This window comes from Streptomyces sp. HUAS TT7 (assembly GCF_051550175.1).
GTDB lineage: Bacteria > Actinomycetota > Actinomycetes > Streptomycetales > Streptomycetaceae > Streptomyces.
The window spans coordinates 51,801-72,326 of sequence record NZ_CP196176.1; the positions used below are offsets into that span (position 1 = coordinate 51,801).

Here is a 20,526-nt window from a genome sequence, read left to right on the forward strand (position 1 = left end):
TTCTACTCCTCAGCGTCTTGCTCGCGAGCCGCGGAACGCGCCAACCGTCCCCCGTTCGCCCGCGCGATGTATTGCGCCAGAAGTTCCTTCGAGGCCTTCGCGAACTCAGGCGCGTAGGGGACGGAATAGGTGACCGTGACATCGGGCCCGAGGGCCTTCGAAAGCGCATCGTCACAGGACTTGCACGGCTGCCGCTCGGTGTACAGGGCAGTGATCTTCTTGGGGTCGACGTCCTTCGCCTTCAGGATATCCAGGATCTCGGTCTCGGAGTGGCCGCTCCACCCGCTGCTGGCAACCACGAGGTCACCGGTCTTGGGATCGTTCCAACCTGGCACCCTCGCCACGGCCACGTTGTGGTCTGCCCCGTAGAACCCATTCTCCACCCGGTACTGGAACGCGAGGTGACTCATCTCCTCACTGTTGTATCCGATCAGCTCCAGCGGGCAGGATCCCTTGGCCGCTGGCATACGGGCGGACAGCTTGGGGAGCGCACCCTTGGCGCACTGCTTGGTGAAGTTGTTGAAGAGCTTTGCGCCAATGCCCGCGATGGCGGCCTCGCTGAGGCCAGCAGCGCGCAGCCCCTTCCACGCGTCCCCGACCCCGATGCCGAATCTCAAGGCAGCATCGACGGCCTTGACGCCGTCCGATATCGCCTTGATCGCGACGTTGCCGAAGACGAGGGCTCCGATGTCGAAGGCCGCCCAGCCGCAGTTGCCCCAGTTCCCTCCGCTTCCAGTGATTCTGTCCCAGCAGCCGGTGAAGTCCTCGGTGAGGGCCTTGACGAAGCCCTTCCCGATGGCGTCGTTGAACTGTTGCTGCGTGATGGTGTAGGTGACCTCTTGGGTCTGGGGCTTCAGTTCCAGGGTGTCGAGGAAGAGTGTCTCGGCAGCGGGGCACCCGTACTGCGCGTCAGGGATGTTCTCTGCGGTGCACAGGTAGAGCTCGACGAAGACCTTGTTGGTGACCTTCGCGGTGATGATGCAGTCACCGGTGTGGATGATGACGTTGCAGTTGTCCTTCTTGAGGATGTCCGGTTCCCCGGCCAGCTCAACCCTGGTTTTGTAGAAGACACCGCCGACCCCGCCAGCTCCGGCGGTGATCTGGTCGTTGTTTGCCTTCGTCTGGGTCTTGTCGGCTGCCTCCTGAGCCTCCTTGGCGTACTTATCGGCGTCCTTGGCGGCCTGTTCGGCTTCGGTTGCCGCGGTGGCGGCGCGGTCGGCCGCGGCGCGTGCGTCCTTGGCGGCCTGGGTGGCCCGGTCTGCCGCCGCATGGGCGGCGGTCGCATCGAGTGCTGCCTGGTCAGCCGCAGTACGGGCCTCCTTGGCGTAGCCCTCTGCCTTGCCGGCGGCCGTGTTGGCGGCTGCAGCGTCCTCGGCGGCCTGTCGGCCGTACTCGACGGCGCGGGCCAGCGACTCGGCGGCCTTGACCGCCACGGCGGCGGCGTCGGCCGCATAGCCGAGGGCCTCCTTGGAGTACCCGCGGGCGTCGGCTGCGTACCCGGCGGCGTTCGCTGCGTGCTGGTAGGCCTCCTTCACATCTCCCTGCGCCTGGGCGGCGATGTCCTTGGCGGCCTCCGCCTCCGCCTTCGCGTTGTCGGCGTGGGCCTGAGCAACGGCCTGCTGCTGCTCGGCGATCGTCTTCGACGCCTGGCCAGTCAGCACGACCAGACCGGCCGCCGAGTCCGTGGTGATGTACGGGGAGCCGAGCTGAATGGCATCGTTGGCCGGCTTGGCGACCTGCACGGCAGCCTTGCCCGCGTCTTCGGCGGCTTGGGCGGTGACGTGGGCGTAGCCGGCGGCCTTTGCCGATGCCTCGACGGCCTTGCCCGCTTCCTTGTTCGCCTCGTCTGCCTGGGTCTTGGCGTTCTTTGCCTTCTCTTCTGCCTCGTCGGCAAGCTTGACGGCCAAGTTCGCCTCGGAGGCTGCGTGTTGGGACGCAGCGATCGCGTCGGCTTCGGCGCTGGTCGCGGTCTTCACCGCGGCATCGGCCTTCACCTTCGCGGCCTGGGCGCCATCCGCATCGGAGCGGGCTCGCTTGGCGGCCGCCTCGGCACGCGTAGCCGCGGCATCCGCCTCTACAGCCGCCGCCGAGGCCGCGTCGGCCTCGGAACGTGCCCGGCCGGCGGCTGCTTCCGCATCGTCCGCGTGCTTGGCTGCCTCATTGGCGGCAGCACGGGCGGCATCAGCCGCCGCCCCGGCTTCCAGGGAGTCGGCATAGGCAGCCTTCGCGTCGGCCTTGGCACGGGCGGCGTCGGCCTTCTGCTGGGCGTCCCACGCGTCGTCCCGCTTGGCCTTGGCACCATCGCGGGCCTTGACGGCGGCGTTCTTCTTCTCGACCGCGGTGGCCTCGGATGCCTCGGCCTTGTCCTTGGCGCTCTTCGCCTTGTCCGCTTCCGTCTCGGCGTTCTGCCTGTGCTGCGCAGCCTCGGACTGCTTGGCGACAGCGGTTTCCTTCTCCGCCTTGGCAGTGGCCTGTTCGGCCTCGGCGGCCAGCCGCTTGGCGTGCGCGTCGGCGGCAGCCGCCTTCGCGTCACCCTCGGCCTTGAGCACCACGGCGAGTTTGGCCTCGGCAGTCTCCTTGTCCTTCTTCGCGTTGTCCCGGTGCAGCTTCGCCGCGTCGGCCGCCGCCTTGGCCTGCCACTCCGCCATCTCGGCGGCCTTATTGCGGAACTCAGCCTGCACCTGAGCGGCCTGCGCCACGGCCCGCTGGGCGATGGTGTCGCTGTCGGCAGCCGAGGCGCGGGTGGCGGCCAGGGCGGTCTCGCCGGCCTTCACCATCGCTTCCAGGGCCGCGACAGCGCCCTGGGTGACCTGGGCCTTCTGCTGCCCGACAAGCAGCCCCCGGCCCCGGGGAGCCCCGTTCTGATCCGCGATCGCGTAGGCGGCCTGCTGCGCCGTGGCAGAGGTGGCAGCGACCTTCTTCGCCGCCTCCAACTGGGCCTTGAGGATGTCGAGCTGCTTCGGGCCCTCGGCCTGAGCACGCGCGATGTTCCCCGTGGCTAGGTCCACGTCGGCCTTGGCCGGCGCGGGGCCGGTGTGCCCCTTCGGGGAGACCCTGAACTTCTGCGCGTCCGAGCCGTTGCACGTGTAGAGAAGTGCGTCCTGGCCGTTGGCCAGCGTGGACAAGTCCAGGCACTTGCCGGTACCCGTGTTCTTCAGGCTCGTGACGGCGCGGATGTTGGCTTCCCACATCTGGGCCGGAACCGCGACGCACGACCAGATCTGGATCTTCGTCCCGTTCGCACTGTTGGCGTTGTCAACGTCAATGCACTTACCGGAGTTGACATTGCGCAGGCGCAGACCGGAGTCGTCCTGTACTAGCTGCCAGTCCTGCGCCGTGGTGTTGTTGCACGTGTAGATCTGAACGGGAGTGCCGTTGTCCTTCCGGCCGCCTTTGACGTCCAGACACTTGCCGGCAGCAGCCTCGACCTTGATCACGTTGGAGGCGTCGCCGACCCAGCCGATCCCGCCCTCGGTGTTGTAGTCCAGCCACAGGGTGGACCAGTGGGCGATCTGCGACTGGCCCAGGAGATTGCCCAGGGCGTAGGTGCCGTCCTGCAGCGCCTTCGTGGCGGTGGAGCTGGCCGTGAGGATCTGCTGCCGCTGTGCGGCCTGCGAGAGGATCTCCTGCTGCCACTCGGTGGACGCCTGCGCGACCTCCTTGCCGAGGACCCTGTTCGGGTCGATCGGGTCGTGCCAGGCACACGTGGCGAAGCGGGCCTTCAGGTCCTCGACCGCGATACGGAACTCCGGGGTGTCCAGGCCCGGGGCCGTTGTGGGGAAGCCGCCCGAGGCCAGGAAGATGCGGGCGTCATCGGAGAAGACCCGGGGAATGAACCACTGGTTCTCCTCGACCTTCCCGGAGTTCTTCTTCCACAGCTCCCACGCCTTCCGTTCCTCCGGCGTCCCGCCCGTGCTGTACAGCCGGTCGCCGATCGTGAGCGCGGCGGCCTTCGTCTTGTCATCAGCGGTGGGAGACGGATCGGAGAGCGGGTTGAGCACGTCGCCCGAATTGGAGTACGACCGGTACAGCCACGGGAGCAGCCCGGTCTTCTCAAAGACGGGTCCCATCCCACGCCGCGGGCCGGGGGGCGGGTCCAGATTACCCATCGCTGCCGAGAAGGAATGTTCCTGGTCAGTGACCTTCTTGACCCACTGGTCCGTACTGGAGTTGTCGCTCCTGTACGCGTCGTGCAGCGGCGTCTTGTCGCTCATCAGGTCCTTGTAGACCTTCTGGTGCAGCTGGTCGGGCGGCAGACCAATGGCGTCCTGGCCGAGGGCGTACAAGTTGGGTCCGCCCAGGCGCAGTGCATCGCCGGCGACGCACTGATCCGCGCGCAACTGCTCGGCTGCTTTGACGTCATAGCCGTCGTAGGAATCCGCAACGGGGCGGGCATCACCGACGCCCGGCCTCCCTGGGAGTTCGGATCCGGCTGTAAGGCCGGCCACCATCGCGGCGGCGGTCAGCAGGAGGATGAACCGGGCAACCGGCCCGGAGCGTCCTGGTCTCGGCAGGACGGATCTTCGTGAACTGGAGCGCAAAACAGGTGCCTTTCCTCGCACTTCACAGCGACGCAGGGCACACCTGTCCCCATCTGTGACGGGCCCCCCGGCCGCAACTGGATGTGCGCGCGGACGAAGGGTCGTGATCGTCCACGCGACCAGGCAACCGTAGGCACAGGGCACAGGAATCGCACAGGCATTTGATTGCGAGTGTCGTCGGATTGGCCGAAACCCTGCTCACCAATCAGCCATAGCGCGATGCACACCCTCCACCCGGCCCAGGAACTACGGGACTTCCGCGAAGCGGATGCCACAACTCCGAAGAACTCCAGGACATCAACCTGTCCGATTGCTATCCGTCATGAAATGCAAGCGGATACGCCTTATAGGCGCGATATCCGGTATGCCGACGACACCTCGCCGCTGACGCTGCCTCTGATCGCGTCGGGTCAAGGCGCAGGAGGCGGTCCGGCTGCTGATGCACTTCGCCGAGGCCGGCGACGGGGACAGCGACGAGGAGTTGGACGCCTACCAGCTGGCCACGCACATTGCCGGACGCCTGCCGTCAGAGTAACCGCCGGCGCCATTGCTCCCCGTTCCAGGCGCGCCGTACATCCCGCCGGTGGGCAGCGGAAGGTACCACGAGGCCGCGCTGCTGCTCGTCGAACGCAACCTCAGCGAAGCCCAGTTGCTGACCGTCGAGAACGTCCTCACCGCCCTGTCCGGACCGGCTCGGCCCGCCGAAGGGGCCTGCGTATGAACCACGGCCTGTTCGATGCGGGTCTGCTGGTGGTCGGGGCGGGCCCGGCCGGGGTGCCGGCCGCGGTGATGGCGTCGAGTCTGCGGATGACGACGATCGTCGTCGAGGCGGTGGCGGTGGGCTCGAAGGTGGCGGCGATCGGTGCGCTGGAGAACGTGCCGGGCAGATGGACGACCGGTGCGGCGCTGGCCGACGCACTCGCCTCCGATCTTGCCCGGCATCAGGCGGCGGGGCGGGTCACCGTGCTTACGGGGCGGGCCGTGCAGGTGGCCGGACACGACGGCCGGGCCGAGGCAGCCCTGGACGATGGGCAGGTGCTGACCGCGGGCGCAGTGGTGGTGGCGACCGGGGCGGCAACGTTGAGCGTCGAGGACGCCGCGTGGATCGAGGCGCCGGTGGACCTGATGACGCCGCCGCTGTGGCGTACCGCCCCCGAGCAGCTGGCCGACCGCCATGTTGTGGTGCTGGGCTCGGACCGGCCTCTGGGCACCTGGCTGTGGGCCCACCCGGACACGGCGACACACCTGGATGTGCTGTACCCGGCGGGCGACGCGTACAAGACGGACGAGGTCAGCGACGAGGCACGGGGCCGACTTGACCTGGTGGAGCGCGTCGCAGTCGCGGCGATCCCGGGAGACCGGTTCCGGATCACCGCGTACCACCCGGCGGGCGGCAGTCACACCTTCACCACCGACCAGGTGCTGAGCAACATGGGCAGCAAACCGGCTGCGCTGGACGGACTGGTCGTCGCTGCGGACGGGTACTGCCCGCCGGAGCTGCAGCACCCGCGGGTGCTGGTGGCCGGTGATCTGAAGGGGGCGCGGCTGATTGCGGTCACGATGGGCGACGGAAGCCGCTCCGGTCTGCTCCCCTACTTCGAGGCCCAGACGCTACCGACGGGACAAGCCGGGCGCCCTGTGGGGTCTCAAATTGCACGGCACAATCTCACGATCTCGGATCTTGCCCTGACCGTGAGGGCGGTGCCGATTTGCCCCATTCGTCACGAGGCGACGGGCTAATGTCAGCGCGTGCAGAACACTGAGATCACCATCAAACTCACCCCTGATGAGGCGCTGGTCCTCTCGGACTGGCTGGAACGAGTTCAAATGACGGACCTGAGCCGCATGGTTGACGATCCGGCTGCATGGGCCCCGATCCACAAGCTCGCGGGGACGTTGGACAAGGCACTTCCCGGGATCTTCGCTGCTGACTACGGGGAGCGCCTGGATGCAGCCCGACGACGCCTGAGAGAGACCATGCGCACCTTGACGGAAGAGCAAGACGGCTGAGCTAAGTGGTCGGCTCCGCAAGTCCTTCGGGGGTTGACTCCTGCCTTCAGCAGCTGCACCCCGGCAAAACAGATGCCTCAGGCTGCACGGCAACGTAATGTGTGATCCCGACTGCTGTCTATTACCTGGCCGTTGGTGCGGCCGCAGCTTCGGGAGGGCTTGATGGTTGCGGACATAGTCGGGACTTGGGTGGCGGGCTGGGCCGTGTCCCGGCGGACGCCTCCGCCTGTCGAGAAGCCGTGGGGGTTCTATATCGAAGTGGCCGGCAACGCCGACGAAGTGGGGCGTCATGTCCTGCCCGAGGCCGAGGAGCCGTTGGTCCGCAGCGCCGCGGCCTCGGTGTCCGTGCCGCGGACTTGGATGAAGATGCCCGCGGAGCCGGAGGAGATCGAGTCCTGGCTGTCCCCGGGGTGGGTGGTGGCCTGGGAGGAGACCGGCCATCTGATGGCCGTTGACCTGATGGCCACGGACCCGGTCGCGCCTGAGGGGTACACCGTGACCGTGGAGGCCATTGGGGCCGTCACCTACGCTCGGGTGCTGGATGCGGCGGGCGAGAAGGCGGCCCAGGGGCAGATGGCATCCCTCGGGGAAGCCGTGGTCGTGGACCGGGTGATGACCGAGAAGGCTCATCGGCGGCGCGGGCTGGGCAACTTCGTGATGCGTACGCTTGCCGACCACGCCCTGGAGACAGGCGCGGTCCTCGGCGTTCTCGGCGCGACCGACGCCGGGCGCGCGCTGTACGAGACGCTGGGCTGGAAGAAGCACACGACGCTGGCGGAGTGCATCTACCGGCCCTGAAACAGGACAGGAGTATCGGCCGTCCCCGCGGCGGGCGGGGCAGGCTGTGGCTTGCCAGTGATCCACTTCAGCCGATCGGTTCGCCCGCCATGCCCACCCGCACTGCCTGTCCGATAGCCCTGAGCGCCGCCGAACGCGTTCGGTCGAAGAAGATGGCCTACGGCCACAAGACCGAGCACCGGCTGCGGGTGCGTGCGCAAGTCGTCCTGCACGCCGCGCGCGGACGCTCCAACGCGCGCATCGCCCGGGAGACGGGGCTGCACCTGGACACCGTGCGCCGCTGGCGTGGCCGGTTTGCTCAGGCGGGCCTGCCCGGGCTCAAAGACCGTCAACGCTGCGGCCGCCCCGCCTCGTTCACACCGCTGCAGGCCACCGAGGTCAAGGCGCTGGCCTGCCGACTGCCCGCCGAGACCGGAATGCCGCTCTCACCCTGGTCGTGCCCGGAACTGGCCCGCGAGGCCATCACCCGCCAGATCGTCACCGCAGTGTCGCCCTCCACCGTGCGACGCTGGCTGGCCGAGGACGCGCTCAAGCCCTGGCAGCACCGCTCCTGGATCTTCATCACCGACTCCGGCTTCCGCACCAAGGCCGCCCGGGTGCTGGACCTGTACGCCCGCACCTGGCAGGGCCAGCCCCTCGGCGAGCACGAGTACGTCATCAGCGCCGACGAGAAGACCTCCATCCAGGCCCGCTGCCGCTGCCACCCCACCCTCGCTCCCGGCAAGGCCCGCGCCCTGCGGGTCAACCACACCTACGGACGCGGTGGCGCCTTGGCCTACCTGGTCGCCTACGACGTCCACCAGGCCAAGGTATTCGGCCGCACCGAGGCTCGGACCGGTATCGACCCGTCCATGGCCCTGGCCGCCCAGGCCATGAGCCAGGAACCGTACGCCAGCGCCAAGCGCGTCTTCTGGCCTGTCGACAACGGCTCCTCCCACCGCGGGAAGAAGGCCGCAGACCGGCTGACCGCCTCATTCCCGAACGCGGTCATGGTCCACACCCCAGTGCACTCCTCCTGGTTGAACCAGGTGGAGATCTTCTTCTCCGTCGTCCAGCGCAAGGTCGTCTCGCCCAACGACTTCACCGACCCCACCGAGGCCGGTGACCGGCTCCGAACCTTCGAAGACCGCTACAACGCCACGGCACAGCCGTTCCAGTGGAAGTTCACCACCTCCGACCTGGACGATCTGCTGGCCAGACTCGACCGGCACACCACCGGTCACCAGGAAGAATCCTCCGTCGCGCTGGCAGCGTGATCAACCCCCGAAGGATTTACGGATCCGACCACTAAGCCGGCACGACAACGGAGTCGAAGGTGTCCGGGTGGCGGAAGCGCCATGCTGAGGGCCGGCTCCATGTCCGTCAGGAAAGTGAAGTCAGCCAAGTAGTCCGATTGCCGTGGCGAAGGCGAGGAGCGGGGCGATGAACAGGAGGGTGACGGTCAGGCCGATGGCCATGAGGAGCGCTTGCAGGACGAGGGGCTCGATGAGTCGGCCGGGCTGCATGAGGGAGGGCTGTTGTGGGTCGTAGGTCACCTCGAGGGCTCCGGTCTTGCGCTGGAGGTAGATGTTGATCCTGCCCCGTTGCCTGTGGCGGCGGCCCTCCAGCGTGACGTACTCATACACATGACGCTCTTCGCTCTCGCCGTCGCGGTGCACCCACTCCGTGCGGAGGAACTGCCCCGGCACGGTGATGCCGCACCTGCGCAGATTCAGCAGGTCACGGTACCGGCCCCGCCATACGCGCAGTACGGCGCTGGCTGCCAGCGGAGGCAGGACGAGCCCGTACACAACGGCGCCTCCCCATGCGTCGTCGGCGTGCGCAATGGCCACCAGGGCGAAGACGAGATAGGCCGCCACGGCGAGGAAGCGGCGGGCCTTGGGGTGGTGGAGGGGCAACGGCGGCAGCCGTAGTGCCCGTTGCTCGCACACCACCAGGTCCGGTCCATACGCCACAGTCCGTACATCCGACATGGCCCCCTGCGCGCTGCGTACGAACGCGTCGGCCGCGGTGCCGTTGCGTGTCGTCACGGTCGCCCAGGCCGCATCGGACCCGCCGGACAGTTCCAGGCGGACCTGACTCGTGCCCGGTCTTCCGCTCACGCTGGCTATACGACCGATCGCGGCCAGAGGCACCGTCCACGTGGTCCTCCCCCGCTGGACCACGATCTCCAGCTCGTGGAGCCAGAAGGTGGTGCCGTCCCCGCGCAGCGTCATGACAGGTCGTGATATCTGGGCCATGCCCGAAACATTAAATGATCTTGCTCTGTGGTGCTTGCGTCCCGGCACGACGGTGCCGTCACGGCGGTCGCGCAGCCAGTCCAGGCAGACACCTGCCTGGTGGGGCAACCGGTACGGCTGCACCCCTTGCGGGTCGCGAAGGGGCCCGTGCCGCCGTGGGCTCTTTGGGGCGGTGTCGCTGTCTCCGCTCCAGGGCGGCACGAAGGATTCAACGGCATGTCAGACCCAGCCGACTCCCAGTGAACTAGGGCCTGTCCGGCGGATCTTGTGACCACGGTGGTCTCGTCTCGTTGGCATGGTCATGGGGCGGGGAGATCTCACCAAGGACGAGTGGGCCCGGCTGAAGCCACATCTGCCGAAGTCGGGGCAGCGTGGCGGACGCTGGGCCAGCCATCGCCGGATCATCAACGGGATCCTGTACCGACAGCGCACCGGGGTGCCATGGCGGGATCTGCCTGCGCGTTTCGGGAAGTGGAAGACCGTGTACGAGCGGCACAGGCGCTGGTCGGCGGACGGAACATGGGACAGCCTCTTCGCGGCCGTCCTGGTCGACGCCGACGCGGACAGCCGCATCGACTGGTCGATGGTGAGCGTCGATTCGACCTCCTGCCGGGCCCACCAGCATGCCGCCGGGGCTCGCAGGAGCCCGCCACGAGTGCCAGGAAAAGACGCACGCCCCAGCGGCACCGCCCCGACGAAGGACTCGGACGCTCCCGGGGCGGCCTGACCTGCAAGATCCATCTCGCTGGTGAGGGCGGACGGCGCCCCTTGGCCCTACTGCTCACACCCGGGCAATGGGGTGACGCCCCGCAGTTCATCCCAGTCATGGACCGCATCCGAATCGGTCGGCCAGGCGGCGGGCACCCACGCACGCGGCCGGATCACGTCGGCGGTGATAAGACATCCCACGCGGATAAGAGTCAAGCCGCAGCGGCGGAACATTCGTCCTGCGGCTGGATCGGGAATGCCTTGAGCTCGTCGTAGAGCTGGCCGTGCTGGAGGCAGTAGAAGAGCATGCCCATGAAGCGGTTGAAGAGATTGCGTTGTGCCGCGACGTGCCGGTCGCCGACTTCCCTGCGGTGGTCGTAATGGGCCCTGGCGCCTGCTGACTTGGTGAGCGAGACGAAGGCCCACACGTAGCCAGCGGCCGCCAGCCTCTGATTCTTTATCCTCCGGCTCATGACCGTGCGGCTCTTACCACTTGCCCGAGTGACTGGGGCACTTCCGGCGTATGCCTTGAGCGAGTCGGCGCTCGCAAATCGGGCTCGGTCATCGCCTATCTCCGCCAGGACGCGGGCACCGGTTAAGGATCCGAGACCTGGAAAGCTACGGATGACCGGTGCATCAGGGTGTTCTTCAATGCGGCAGCCGTAGATTTCTCAAGCTGATCCGCGTTGAGACAAGCGGTGTTGAGCTGTCTCAGCAGAGCAGACGTCTGCTGACCAAAAGCTGCTTCCACCTGCGGAAGCTGGTGGAGATAGTCACGCTGGAACACTTTATGGAGCCTGTCGGCTTCAGCCTCGATGCCGCGTACTCGGCCGGCCTTCTTGAGTAATGACTGCAACCGACGCCGCGTGAGTGTTGCGGCGATGGTCGGTGTCGGGGCTGCGGCAAGGATACTCCGGGCTTCCCGTGCGCATAGGCCGTGCTTGTGTGTGGCGAACGCGTTCAGGATGGCCGGGTAGAACTCGTGCAGCTGGGAGCGGAGCTTGTTGCTGGCCTGACCGCGAGCCCAGACGGCATCCTGTTGTGCTCGGGCAAGCACCGCGATGGCCTGCACGAGCTCGGAGTCCGCAGGCAACGGCCGATGAGCAGCCATGTCGGTCCGCAGGATGTTCGCCAACACCGCGGCGTCGATGGCGTCGGACTTCCTCCGGGCCACAGAGTGACGATCCCGGTAGCGGGCAACCGCCAGCGGGTTGATCGCGTAAACGGGGCGACCGGTGGCCCGCAGGCACGCGACGAGAAGTCCACGGGACGTCTCGATCGCAACGGGTATCGGGGTGTCAGCGCGGTCGCCGTGCTCGCCCAGCCGAGCAATCAACTGAGCAAATCCCTCTGCATCATCATTGATCCGCAGCTTGGCGAGTTGTTTCCCACCGGCATCGACCAGCGCGATGTCGTGGTGATCTTCGGCCCAGTCCACCCCGCAGAAGACGGGCGCCGGTAACGTAGTGACCTCCATGTACCTCTCCTCTGCCGTGGCTCTTTTCTAGTCTCAAGCCTGTGCAGGGTGCGCGTGCTCCCTAATGGAAGTGCTCAAGGCACGTCATCCCACCAGCCGTTCGCAACCCCAGCAAGCCGTGCGGCCCTCGGTCTGCTTCAGAGCTAAGGCTCCGGCAATGGTGAGAGGTGATCCACGAGGCCAGCTCGGACTGCGAATAGTCAATCGCGTTGCAGACGGGCCAGGAGCACAGTGACGGAACGTGCTCTCAACCGTCACCAGCGGTACCACTCGGGCACGCTTGCCGATACTCCTCTGCCTCACCTTGAACGAACACTGCTGGGCGCGGAAGCGACCTCGTCTTGTCAATAGGACTCGAAGGTCCGGGCATACTCAAAGGCTCGCCCCGCGCCCCGAAGGACGGCGAGACCATCACCCAAGAACTGGGCTCAGTACCGACCTTCGGGTCCCATTAGGCGTATTCCTCCCGCCGAAACCGCCGCTACCTGCGCAGACGCCAGATCAAGCACACCATTCCCGAACCGAAGAACCAGCGGGCCAACCGCCAGGCCCGCGGCAGCAAAGGCGGCCGACCCGCAGGCTTCGACAAGACGATCTACAAGCGGAGAAACGAAGTTGAGCGCACGATCAACGCCCTCAAGAGCTTCCGGGCCGTGGCAACGCGGTTCGACAAGCGCGCCTACGTCTTCCACGGCACTGTCACCGTCGTCTCCATCCGGCTTTGGCTCCGGTCGTAGTCCGCCGGGGCGATCTAGTAGTACCCCTTCACCTCGTCGAGCAGCTCCCGCACGATGTCCGCGTGTCCCGCATGCCGCCCAGTCTCCTCGACGAGGTGGATGAGTATCCAACGGAGGTTGGCGCTGCCAGCGCGGAAGGCGGGGTTGCGGCCAACGTCGTCCAGGGAGGCCGCGGCCACGATCTCGTTGCTGCGTGCACACTGGGCCTCGTACTGCACGAGCAGCTGCTTCAGCGGAACGCCATCGGCCCGCCAGTCGGCGCCCTCGTCCGTCTCGTCAAAGGACGGGTTCTGTGTCTTGTCGCCGCCGAGGAAAACCACCTCAAACCAGGTGTGCTCGACCCACCGCATGTGGCTGATCAGCCCGGCCATCGTCATCGCCGGCGAGGTCGGGATTACGGAACGGTGCGCGTCGGCCTCGCTCAGACCATCGCACTTCCATCGCAGGATCTGCCGCTGTAGGTCCAGCCAGCCGATGAGCGCGGTGCGCTCATCGGCCTGCAAGGGGGGACGCTCAAGTGAAGGTGCCATGCCTGCACGTTACGCGGTCACAAGATCCGCCGGACAGGCCCTAGTGGTCGCTCAACGTGGCGAACGCCGGTCCTGCCGGGGGGCAGGAGTTCTTACTGCGTCGCGCGCTGCCGGGGAAGGTAGATCATCACTCCACCGGCCATTGAGACGCACCGTGTGTCGGCAGACAGGTTCTCGATCAGGGTGAGGCCCACGGCCTGGCCAGTGAGAACAATGCGCTGGATGTGGTCGCGGCCGTACAGGACAGTTCCGGGCCGCTCCATGGTGCCGGTAAGGCAGAGAACAGGGTCGGGCACGAACTGCCCCCCGTCCGCCGTGCCGACGTTCCGTCCGGCGGCGTTGATCTCGGCTTCAGCCGATTCGGCCGAGGTCTGGCACGGCGGGCAGAGCACAAGGGCCAGGCGGCCGTTCTCCCACTTGCCGTTCCAGTTCTCTGCGGCTTTGGAGGTCAGGTCTGGGGCGGGCCGCTTGCAGCGACCGCACCTCAACCGGACTCGAACTCGGTTCTTCCGTCCCATGCCATGTCAACGGGCGGTGCTGCACAGGGGGCACGGCCGCCGGCCTGAGGAGTTCATGACGACGGGCTTTCGTGGTTCGCCACGTTGAGCGAACCAATCGCCACCTTCACTGAGACCGGACACGACCCGACCGGCAGACCCAACTCGCCTACTGCGGAACGGGATTGAAAGCAGCTTCTGAGGTACGGCTCGGGGTGTGGGTGTCCAACCAGAAGAGCCACCGCGACAAGCTCAACGGCGAGCAGCTCGCCCAGCTCGCCGCACTCGGCATGGACTGGGCGTAGGCCGTCAGGGTGACCACGGCCCCGGCCGGTCGTTGAACCAGCCGGTCAAGGGAAGTGGAAGAGTGCGCCAGGGTCCCGGGGAATGGACGTCCCCGGGACCCTGGTACTGCCGCCACACGGGTGTGTGGCTGCACTGCTCAACGACCCGGACCGCACAGAGGTGCGGCAGGCCGCGCCTACTGCCGGGACAGCCGTCCGGTGCGCGCCGAGTAGGCGGCTCGCTCGACCGCGTGAAGGTCAGTGCACCCACTCGCCGACGATTGTCCATTCCTTCATCAGGTCATTCGCCCGATGCTTCCGGATCTCTGCTCTCATCTCCTCAACCGTGGCTGCCCTGCTGATGAAAGGGCAGCCACCGCGTGCATGGCTCATGGGGAGAACGCACTCGGCAGGCGAACACACACAGACTTTGGGACGGCTGCTCGGCATGCCTCCACCCTCCCACAGCACTGCAGTAGGGATATCGCACAGCTGCTGAAATGCCGAGTGCCTGTTTTCTGAACCCGAGCCCTGGTGGGGGTACTACCGTCGACGGAGCAGTCGTCCATTCCCATGGGAGAGCCCGTGCACCGGATTGAGGCCCACCAGATCTACTCAACCTGTCGGGGCGGGGCGACCTCCCACTACCCCGAGCACGTGATCGTCAGCTCCTACGAGCCCGGGGCCCGAACCGTCGAGGTGACCGGCCACCGCGGGCCGAGCGGCGGACTCCGGTTCACGATCCCGGCGAGCTACTTCCATGCCACGTCCAGCACGGCAGCCGGCAGGCGCCGGATCACCGGCTACTACCTGACAGGCACCCTGGATCGCTAGCAGAATGCGCGTTCCATAGTGCGTTTCAGCGGGTGTCACAGGACAGTGCCGTACACGGCCCGGCGGTCGCCCGACAGAGCGTAGCGGCGAGCCGCGAGGCCCTGTTCGAGGGATTCGCCGATCTGCTCGCAGAGCAGCACGAGACGCGTCGCCGCCTGATCGTCGCCCAGGTAGGCGGGCAGGCTGAACTCGACGCTGCCCGAGCCGCCAACCGCGACCTGACCTGCGCTCTCAACCAGCGGGGCTGAGATTCATATGACGTCGCATACGGCGGCACTCCAGGTGATGGTCGGAGGGAGGACGCGTGCGCACAAAGGTGCGCCGCATGCGTCGGTCAGACCGAGGCTGCCCACCAGCAGGCCGCTGCGTTCGGCGGCGTCGAGTGCTTCGGCCGGTACGGCGTCGAGCATGAGTTTGGCACGGCGGAACATGGTGAAAGCGCCTGTTTCGTCGACCGTGCCCCACGACAGGTAGATGAACCGGCCTCCCGGACCGCCCTGTACGTACGGCCCCTTCACATCGATGCCCGTCAGTGAGGCGGTCGTGCTGCATTCCAGGGTCCAGGTCGCGGAGGCGCCGTTGCCGGGCTGCGGATCGAGGAGCTCGGTGGGGCGGTTGCGGCGTTGCACGGCGACGTGGATGTTGCGGTATGCCGCCCGGTCGTCGGCCGGTGCATTGGGCGGGCAGGTCAGGCCGGGCAGATCGACTGCGTCAATACGGATGCGCATGCTGGTCAGTGTCCTTGTCGGTCCTGGTGTGCTGTTGCCTGTATGGGTGCGTCGCCGGGTACTCAGGCCGGCTCTGGTGCTGTCAGCAGGGAGCCGAAGATGGAGCGTCCCAGGGTTTCGGCCTGGGCATGGTCGACGGGCGCGCCGGTGTAGTCGGGGTTCTGTTCGGCCCAGGTGCGGGCGGTGTGGCGGCTGGTGAAGAAGTTCAGGGCGCCGCAGGCGATGTCGGCTGCCGGTCCAGTACAGGAGCGTTGGCCGACGTAGACCACGGCGGTGGACGGCTGCCAGGTCATGACTCCGCTGGTCGAGGTGATGGTGACCTTCTCGCCGGTGACCGGGTCGGTGGAGGTGATCACGGCGTCGGAGCGGAGCATGTCCGGGATGCCCAGCGCGTCGACCGCGCACATCGCCCATACCTCCATGCCGTTGGCGAGGAGGACCCGGTGGTCGGCGGGCACGGCGGAGAACGGGTAGGCGGCCCGAATGCGGCCGTCGTCGTCGAGGGCGAGGAAGTCCTCGGCCGCAAGGTCGGCCAGGACCTCGGCGGCGGCCCGGCCGTGTACGGCGGCCGCGGCTTGCAGTTCGCCTGCCGAGAGTGCGCCTCCGGTGGTCGCGAAGTGGCGGAGTACGGCTTGCTGGACGGCGCGCTGCCCGCCGGCGATGGGCGCCAGACGGCCGCGGCCGCCGCGGCCGGCCGCATCCGTCGGCGGACACTCGCAGCCTCCGGTGATGTTCGCCGCTTCCAGCGCGCGCCGCAGTTCAGTGACGCTCGGCGCGCCCTCGACCCGGCCGTCCGGCCCGCGATACAGACGGCACGACAGGGACGCGGGTGCGCCGGGAACGGCGAACGGGTCCACACCGTCGATCAGGACGGTGGGCGAGCCGGTCATTCCGAGCCGGACTGCTTGTTCCTGATCAGTCACTTCGACCAATGCCACCTCCGCACTGAGGTCGGCGGCCGCTAGGGCGATCCGTTCCTCGATCACCGGGGCGTTGGGGCAGTCCGGCACGGTCAGCACGGTGATCCGCATGAGTGTCCTCCCAGCTCCGAACCTTATGGGGCGACCGTAGACCTTCCAGCGCGCTGGAAGGTCAAGGCGTAGCCTTGGAGGCATGCGCATCGGTGACCTCGCGACGGCCAGCGGACTGACCACGAAGACCATCCGCTTCTACGAGCAGGCCGGTCTGCTGCCCGCCCCGCCGCGCACCACCGGCGGCTACCGCGACTACCCGCCGCAGGCCCCTGCCCGGCTCGCCTTCATCCGCGACGCCCAGGGCGCCGGCCTCACTCTCGCCGAGATCCGCTCCGTCCTCGCCCTGCGCGACGGCGGCGAAGCCCCCTGCGGCCACGTCGCCGACCTGATCGACCAGCACCTGGCGGACATCAACCGCCGCCTTGCCGAACTCCGCAAGACCCGTACCGCCCTGCGCGACCTCGCCCGGCACGCCGCCGACACCGACCCGTCCACCTGCAGCGAGGGCGACATCTGCCGCATCTTCGCTCGGCCCGCGACGGCTGGGCCCTAGACAGCGGGCCGGGCCCGGGTTGCCAACTCGGCCAGCAGTGCCCGTACGTACATCGCGAGGCTCTCCCGGATCCCGCGCAAGCCGGGTTGGCCGCGGGAACGCTCGATGCCGCGCAGGAAGGGAAGTTCACTTCCCGCTCACTTTCCTGGCAGCGTGCCCGTGCGCGATCCGCAGGCGCCGGTGCGGCGGCGTCAGCGAGGGCGGCCGGGCAGGGTGAGCTGGCGGCGGTGGAAGTCGAAGTGCTGGGCCGGATAGCGGTAGAGCTCCGCGACGGTCATGACGTCACGGAAGAACGGGTCCCAGCGGGCCGGGTAGTGCATACCCCGCGCGAAGGCGGCCTCCGGCTCGGCGTCCAGGCGGCGGTGCAGATGGGCGATGACGCGATCGAACTTCGCGCCCATCCGCCGCCGGCCGTAGATCCGGGCGCCGGCGACCGGCCCCAGGTAGTTGACGACGTCGAACGGCCTGGTTCCGGCGTTCAGCAGGCGGGCGAAGCCCCGGCCGGCCCCCTGGGGCAGCCGCCCGAAGACCCGCATCAAAGCCAGTAGCGGTGGCATGAGGAGGTAGCCGAACAGCATGTGGAACAGCAGCTGCTCGTTGGTCCAGCGGGTGCCGTCACTGGACCGGACCAGGTCCTGCGGTGTGGCGGCGTCGAGCAGCTCATGGAACTCGGCGCGGACCCGCTCCAGCTCGGCGTGCACGCCCTGGCGGTCCACCGCCAGCCTGTCCGTCATACGGCTCACCGCCTCCCGGGCCACCGCTGCCCAGACCCTGCCCTTCGATGATGGCTCCCGGGAGGCATCGGTGGCGAGATGCCGTCCAGGCGCCGAGGGCCATCAGCCGGACGTTGCCAGCAGCTGCCCCATCGCGGCCACCACGCTCGGCTCGACCCGGTAGTACACCCACGTCCCGCGCCGCTCGGAGCTGAGCAGCCCCGCATCCTTCAGCTCCCCGAACGCCGCCGTGAGTGGGGTTCGGGGACTGCGCGGTGGTTTAATGCCCCGTTTCCGGCCTCCGGCCCTCCTCACTTCTTTGCGCCTGCGTCGAAGCGGACCCGGATGGGAGGGCAGCCGGTCAACACCTCACAGACAGCTCCGACTTCCGCCCGCAGAGGCACGCTGCCAAATTCATCAGGGGAGGGTTTCCTCCCCCCTCAGCCTCCTCTGTCTGCTCAGTCCTGGTGCGTCGGCGGAGCCGGACAGCTCGCTGCGCTGGAGTCGGTGCGGTTCAGAGGGGACCACCAGTTCCAGTGGCCGGCAAGGGTCATGGCGGCGGGTACGAGCAGACAGCGGACGATGGTGGCGTCTACGACGATGCTGATGATCAGTACGGTGCCGACGAGCTGCATGACCGTCAGGGTGGACGTGGCGAGCGGTGCGGCGGCGGCGATGAGGGCGAGGCAGGAGGCGGTGATCAGGTGGCCGGTGCGGTGTAGGCCGGTGGTGACGGCGGTGCGGTTGTCGCCGGTGCGCAGATACTCTTCGCGGATGCGGGCGGCCATGAAGACCTCGTAGTCCATGCTGATGCCGAAGGTGATGCAGAACATCAGCGGTGGCAGCAGGGGGTCGGTGAAGGCGGTGGCGGTTCCGCCCAGCCACTGGGCCAGGTGGCCCTCCTGGAAGAGGAAGACCATGGCCCCGAAACCGGCTGTCATGCTGAGCAAGTTGGTGGCGAGTGCCTTGGCCGGGATGAAGACGCTGCGCAGGTACACGAACAGCATGAGTCCGGTCACTGCGGCGATCGCTCCCGCGGCGCGGAGGGTCACCTCGCCCAGCAGGTGCTCGGTGTCCAGGAGCAGGGCGGTTTCACCCGCCACCATGGCCCCACCGGGTACCTGTCGGTCGCGCAGGTCGCGGACGAGGTCCTTGGCTTGCCTGCTGGCCGGGTCGGCCAGCAGGGTGGTGATCTCGAACCAGGTGCCGTCCGGCCGGGATTCGGCCTTGCGGGCCTGTGTGCCGGAGCTGCCGGAGGCGGGGCTGGGCAGGCGCCGACCGTTGGTGAAGGCTCCTGAGGGGCCGGAGACGGACACGATCCGGGGGTCTTTCGAGACTTCTATCGCGAAGCGGACCGCGGTGGCGGATCCGGTCGGTGTCCGATCCAGCAGTACGAGGGGCACGGCGCCTGCCGCGAGAGGGAACTCCGCCCGGACGCGCTCTGCCGCTGTCCGCTGTGGGCTTCCTGAGGGCAGCCAGCGCTCGTCGATGAAGCCCCAATCGGCCCGGGCGAAGGGGAGGGCCAGCAGCACCAGGATGCCGGTGGCGGCCGCCAGCGCCAGTGCGGGGTGGCGTGGTACCCACCGGGTGAATGCCGCCCAGGGGCCCGTCCGTTGCGCGTGTTCCTGCCCGGTGTGGCGCTTCAGCCCGGGAATCGGCCCGCGTTCCAGATGTTCGCCCGCAGCGGTGAGCAGGAGGGGTACGAGAACGAGGGCGGAGATGGCGGCCAGTACCGCGACGGAGACGGTGGCCGCGCCCAGCGATCGCAGGAAGGGGATCGGGAAGAGGAGCAGGACGGATAGTGACAGGCTCACCACGGCGGCGGAGCACAGCACGGTCCGGCCCGCCGTACGCAGTGTGGTTCTGACGGCCGGCCGTACGCCGAGCCCGGCCGCGCGTTCCTCGCGGAACCGGCTGACCAGGAGCATGCCGTAGTCGACCGAGAGCCCAAGGGCCATGGCGACCGCGAGGTTGGGGGCGAAGACGGACACCTCCATGACCTTGGTGAGGCCGTACAGCACGATCTGCGCACCGGCGGTGCACACGACCCCGACGGCCAGCGGAACGGCTGCGGCGACGAGCGTGCGGAAGGCGAACAGCAGTACCAGGGCGACCAGTGGCACGCTGATCAGCTCGGCGTGGAGGAGTTCCTGTCGGCTGCGTTCGGCCAGGTCACGGTTGACCAGTCCCCGGCCTGTGACCGTGATATCGAAGGGGGCGTGCCGGCCGCCGAACCGCTCGGCCAGCCGGGCTGCGGTGGCCTCCGTCCGCGCGTTGTCGCCGGTCAGCCGGGCCAGCAGGAGCACGGCGCGTCCGCCGGCGGAACGCAGCCGTTCGTCTTTGACGGTCCACCAGGACAGGGCGCTGACCACCCCTGGGGAGTGTGCGACCTGGTCCGTCAGCCTTCGGCCTGCGGCCGCCGCGCGGACGCTGTCGGCCGGGACGGACGTCCGCAGCTCCATCTGCACCTGCGGGGAGCCCCAGTTGAAGCGTTCCTCCATGGACCGGTCTGCCCGGTACGACTCGCTGCTCTCGGCCACATAGCCCGCGCTGCTCGTCCGCGCGGCAGTGGCTGCCGTCAGCGGCAGGCAGGCGAACGCCGCCAGGAGGACAACGGCCAGAGCCGCCCCCTGCGTGATGCGCTGCTTCATGCAGCGTTCCATGGGCTCCCTCACACCGGCTGACAGCGCTTGGCGTAGTCGAGTCGGCAGTCAAGGCGATTGCGAGCCGGCCTGGTTGGTTATCCCCCGCACGTGCCATACGCCATGCTGGACGTACTCCATATGAGTGAATCGTGCATGTTCATTCGAATACTGGCCAATACCCTCTTTGCGGCCTGTAGGGGAAATCCTTCTGGACGTCCCGCGGCCCTGTGCAGGTGGTTCAACGCAGGGAGCTTCGC

The 20,526-nt window shown here is 67.8% G+C and carries 17 protein-coding genes and 4 pseudogenes; 11 read left to right on the forward strand and 10 right to left on the reverse strand.

What is annotated here, in order from left to right; genetic code table 11:
• Positions 1–2: 2 nt before the first annotated feature.
• Positions 3–4,340, reverse strand: coding sequence for a ricin-type beta-trefoil lectin domain protein (locus tag ACSHXC_RS40795; RefSeq protein ID WP_438297180.1), 4,338 nt, complete (start codon positions 4,338–4,340; stop codon positions 3–5).
• A gap of 784 nt (positions 4,341–5,124) precedes the next feature.
• Here ACSHXC_RS40795 and ACSHXC_RS40800 point away from each other — a divergent pair.
• The 5 genes from ACSHXC_RS40800 to ACSHXC_RS40820 all read left to right on the forward strand — a co-directional run bounded on the left by ACSHXC_RS40800 (position 5,125) and on the right by ACSHXC_RS40820 (position 8,605).
• A complete protein-coding gene (locus tag ACSHXC_RS40800; RefSeq protein ID WP_438297181.1) occupies positions 5,125–5,262 on the forward strand; it encodes a hypothetical protein in 138 nt (45 codons plus the stop codon).
• Positions 5,259–6,281: an FAD-dependent oxidoreductase gene (locus tag ACSHXC_RS40805; protein ID WP_438297183.1), complete on the forward strand. Its 1,023-nt coding sequence runs from the start codon at positions 5,259–5,261 to the stop codon at positions 6,279–6,281. The genes ACSHXC_RS40800 and ACSHXC_RS40805 overlap by 4 nt, the downstream gene beginning before the upstream one ends.
• A gap of 9 nt (positions 6,282–6,290) precedes the next feature.
• Positions 6,291–6,551 (forward strand): hypothetical protein, encoded by a 261-nt coding sequence (locus ACSHXC_RS40810; protein WP_438297185.1) that lies wholly within the window; start codon positions 6,291–6,293, stop codon positions 6,549–6,551.
• 162 nt (positions 6,552–6,713) lie between these two features.
• A complete protein-coding gene (locus ACSHXC_RS40815; protein ID WP_438297187.1) occupies positions 6,714–7,349 on the forward strand; it encodes a GNAT family N-acetyltransferase in 636 nt (211 codons plus the stop codon).
• A gap of 89 nt (positions 7,350–7,438) precedes the next feature.
• Positions 7,439–8,605 (forward strand): IS630 family transposase, encoded by a 1,167-nt coding sequence (locus ACSHXC_RS40820; protein WP_438297189.1) that lies wholly within the window; start codon positions 7,439–7,441, stop codon positions 8,603–8,605.
• A 120-nt stretch (positions 8,606–8,725) separates the two neighbouring features.
• Here ACSHXC_RS40820 and ACSHXC_RS40825 read toward each other — a convergent pair whose 3' ends face one another.
• Complete coding sequence (locus ACSHXC_RS40825) at positions 8,726–9,589, reverse strand: hypothetical protein (protein WP_438297191.1); 864 nt, start codon at positions 9,587–9,589, stop codon at positions 8,726–8,728.
• A 301-nt stretch (positions 9,590–9,890) separates the two neighbouring features.
• On the opposite strand from ACSHXC_RS40825, the pseudogene ACSHXC_RS40830 reads away from it, so the two are divergent.
• Positions 9,891–10,489, forward strand: a pseudogene (locus ACSHXC_RS40830) (IS5 family transposase); the annotation flags it as partial.
• 20 nt (positions 10,490–10,509) lie between these two features.
• Here the strand turns inward: ACSHXC_RS40830 and ACSHXC_RS40835 are convergent.
• Positions 10,510–11,774, reverse strand: a pseudogene (locus tag ACSHXC_RS40835) (IS110 family transposase).
• Between the two features lie 455 nt (positions 11,775–12,229).
• On the opposite strand from ACSHXC_RS40835, the pseudogene ACSHXC_RS40840 reads away from it, so the two are divergent.
• Positions 12,230–12,511, forward strand: a pseudogene (locus ACSHXC_RS40840) (IS5/IS1182 family transposase); the annotation flags it as partial.
• 14 nt (positions 12,512–12,525) lie between these two features.
• On the opposite strand, the gene ACSHXC_RS40845 reads toward ACSHXC_RS40840, so the two are convergent.
• Positions 12,526–13,041 carry a DinB family protein gene (locus ACSHXC_RS40845; protein ID WP_438297193.1) on the reverse strand — a complete coding sequence of 172 codons (516 nt, stop codon included), beginning with the start codon at positions 13,039–13,041 and terminating at the stop codon, positions 12,526–12,528.
• 92 nt (positions 13,042–13,133) lie between these two features.
• On the reverse strand, positions 13,134–13,559 hold the full coding sequence (locus ACSHXC_RS40850; protein WP_438297195.1) for a hypothetical protein: 426 nt from the start codon (positions 13,557–13,559) through the stop codon (positions 13,134–13,136).
• A 164-nt stretch (positions 13,560–13,723) separates the two neighbouring features.
• Here ACSHXC_RS40850 and ACSHXC_RS40855 point away from each other — a divergent pair, with 164 nt between their 5' ends.
• The 3 genes from ACSHXC_RS40855 (at position 13,724) to ACSHXC_RS40865 (ending at position 14,904) form a co-directional block, all read left to right on the forward strand.
• The gene (locus ACSHXC_RS40855; protein ID WP_438297197.1) at positions 13,724–13,843 is read left to right on the forward strand and encodes a helicase associated domain-containing protein; all 120 of its coding nucleotides are present in this window, start codon (positions 13,724–13,726) and stop codon (positions 13,841–13,843) included.
• A gap of 564 nt (positions 13,844–14,407) precedes the next feature.
• Positions 14,408–14,656: a hypothetical protein gene (locus ACSHXC_RS40860; protein ID WP_438297198.1), complete on the forward strand. Its 249-nt coding sequence runs from the start codon at positions 14,408–14,410 to the stop codon at positions 14,654–14,656.
• Positions 14,657–14,688: 32 nt separating this feature from the next.
• Positions 14,689–14,904, forward strand: a complete 216-nt coding sequence (locus ACSHXC_RS40865) for a hypothetical protein (protein WP_438297200.1) — start codon at positions 14,689–14,691, stop codon at positions 14,902–14,904.
• A gap of 3 nt (positions 14,905–14,907) precedes the next feature.
• Here ACSHXC_RS40865 and ACSHXC_RS40870 read toward each other — a convergent pair whose 3' ends face one another.
• Both ACSHXC_RS40870 and merB read right to left on the reverse strand, forming a co-directional pair.
• Positions 14,908–15,384 carry a DUF5990 family protein gene (locus tag ACSHXC_RS40870; protein ID WP_438297201.1) on the reverse strand — a complete coding sequence of 159 codons (477 nt, stop codon included), beginning with the start codon at positions 15,382–15,384 and terminating at the stop codon, positions 14,908–14,910.
• A 62-nt stretch (positions 15,385–15,446) separates the two neighbouring features.
• Positions 15,447–16,415 carry an organomercurial lyase gene (gene merB, locus ACSHXC_RS40875; protein WP_438297203.1) on the reverse strand — a complete coding sequence of 323 codons (969 nt, stop codon included), beginning with the start codon at positions 16,413–16,415 and terminating at the stop codon, positions 15,447–15,449.
• Between the two features lie 82 nt (positions 16,416–16,497).
• Here merB and ACSHXC_RS40880 point away from each other — a divergent pair, with 82 nt between their 5' ends.
• On the forward strand, positions 16,498–16,911 hold the full coding sequence (locus tag ACSHXC_RS40880) for a heavy metal-responsive transcriptional regulator (protein ID WP_438297205.1): 414 nt from the start codon (positions 16,498–16,500) through the stop codon (positions 16,909–16,911).
• A 191-nt stretch (positions 16,912–17,102) separates the two neighbouring features.
• Here the strand turns inward: ACSHXC_RS40880 and ACSHXC_RS40885 are convergent, their stop codons facing one another.
• The 3 genes and pseudogenes from ACSHXC_RS40885 to ACSHXC_RS40895 all read right to left on the reverse strand — a co-directional run bounded on the left by ACSHXC_RS40885 (position 17,103) and on the right by ACSHXC_RS40895 (position 20,275).
• Entirely contained in the window at positions 17,103–17,645 is a 543-nt protein-coding gene (locus ACSHXC_RS40885) for a DinB family protein (RefSeq protein WP_438297207.1), read from the reverse strand.
• Between the two features lie 102 nt (positions 17,646–17,747).
• Positions 17,748–17,861: pseudogene (locus ACSHXC_RS40890) on the reverse strand (ArsR family transcriptional regulator); the annotation flags it as partial.
• A 221-nt stretch (positions 17,862–18,082) separates the two neighbouring features.
• The gene (locus ACSHXC_RS40895; protein ID WP_438297209.1) at positions 18,083–20,275 is read right to left on the reverse strand and encodes an MMPL family transporter; all 2,193 of its coding nucleotides are present in this window, start codon (positions 20,273–20,275) and stop codon (positions 18,083–18,085) included.
• Between the last annotated feature and the right edge of the window lie 251 nt (positions 20,276–20,526).

Coding starts and splice junctions, on each gene's coding strand:
- ACSHXC_RS40805 (WP_438297183.1), top strand. CDS start 5,259: ATGAACCACGGCCTGTTCGATGCGGGTCTGCTGGTGGTCGGGGCGGGC.
- ACSHXC_RS40815 (WP_438297187.1), top strand. CDS start 6,714: ATGGTTGCGGACATAGTCGGGACTTGGGTGGCGGGCTGGGCCGTGTCC.
- ACSHXC_RS40820 (WP_438297189.1), top strand. CDS start 7,439: ATGCCCACCCGCACTGCCTGTCCGATAGCCCTGAGCGCCGCCGAACGC.
- ACSHXC_RS40825 (WP_438297191.1), bottom strand. CDS start 9,589: ATGGCCCAGATATCACGACCTGTCATGACGCTGCGCGGGGACGGCACC.
- ACSHXC_RS40845 (WP_438297193.1), bottom strand. CDS start 13,041: ATGGCACCTTCACTTGAGCGTCCCCCCTTGCAGGCCGATGAGCGCACC.
- ACSHXC_RS40850 (WP_438297195.1), bottom strand. CDS start 13,559: ATGGGACGGAAGAACCGAGTTCGAGTCCGGTTGAGGTGCGGTCGCTGC.
- ACSHXC_RS40870 (WP_438297201.1), bottom strand. CDS start 15,384: ATGCGCATCCGTATTGACGCAGTCGATCTGCCCGGCCTGACCTGCCCG.
- merB (WP_438297203.1), bottom strand. CDS start 16,415: ATGCGGATCACCGTGCTGACCGTGCCGGACTGCCCCAACGCCCCGGTG.
- ACSHXC_RS40880 (WP_438297205.1), top strand. CDS start 16,498: ATGCGCATCGGTGACCTCGCGACGGCCAGCGGACTGACCACGAAGACC.
- ACSHXC_RS40885 (WP_438297207.1), bottom strand. CDS start 17,645: ATGACGGACAGGCTGGCGGTGGACCGCCAGGGCGTGCACGCCGAGCTG.
- ACSHXC_RS40895 (WP_438297209.1), bottom strand. CDS start 20,275: ATGAAGCAGCGCATCACGCAGGGGGCGGCTCTGGCCGTTGTCCTCCTG.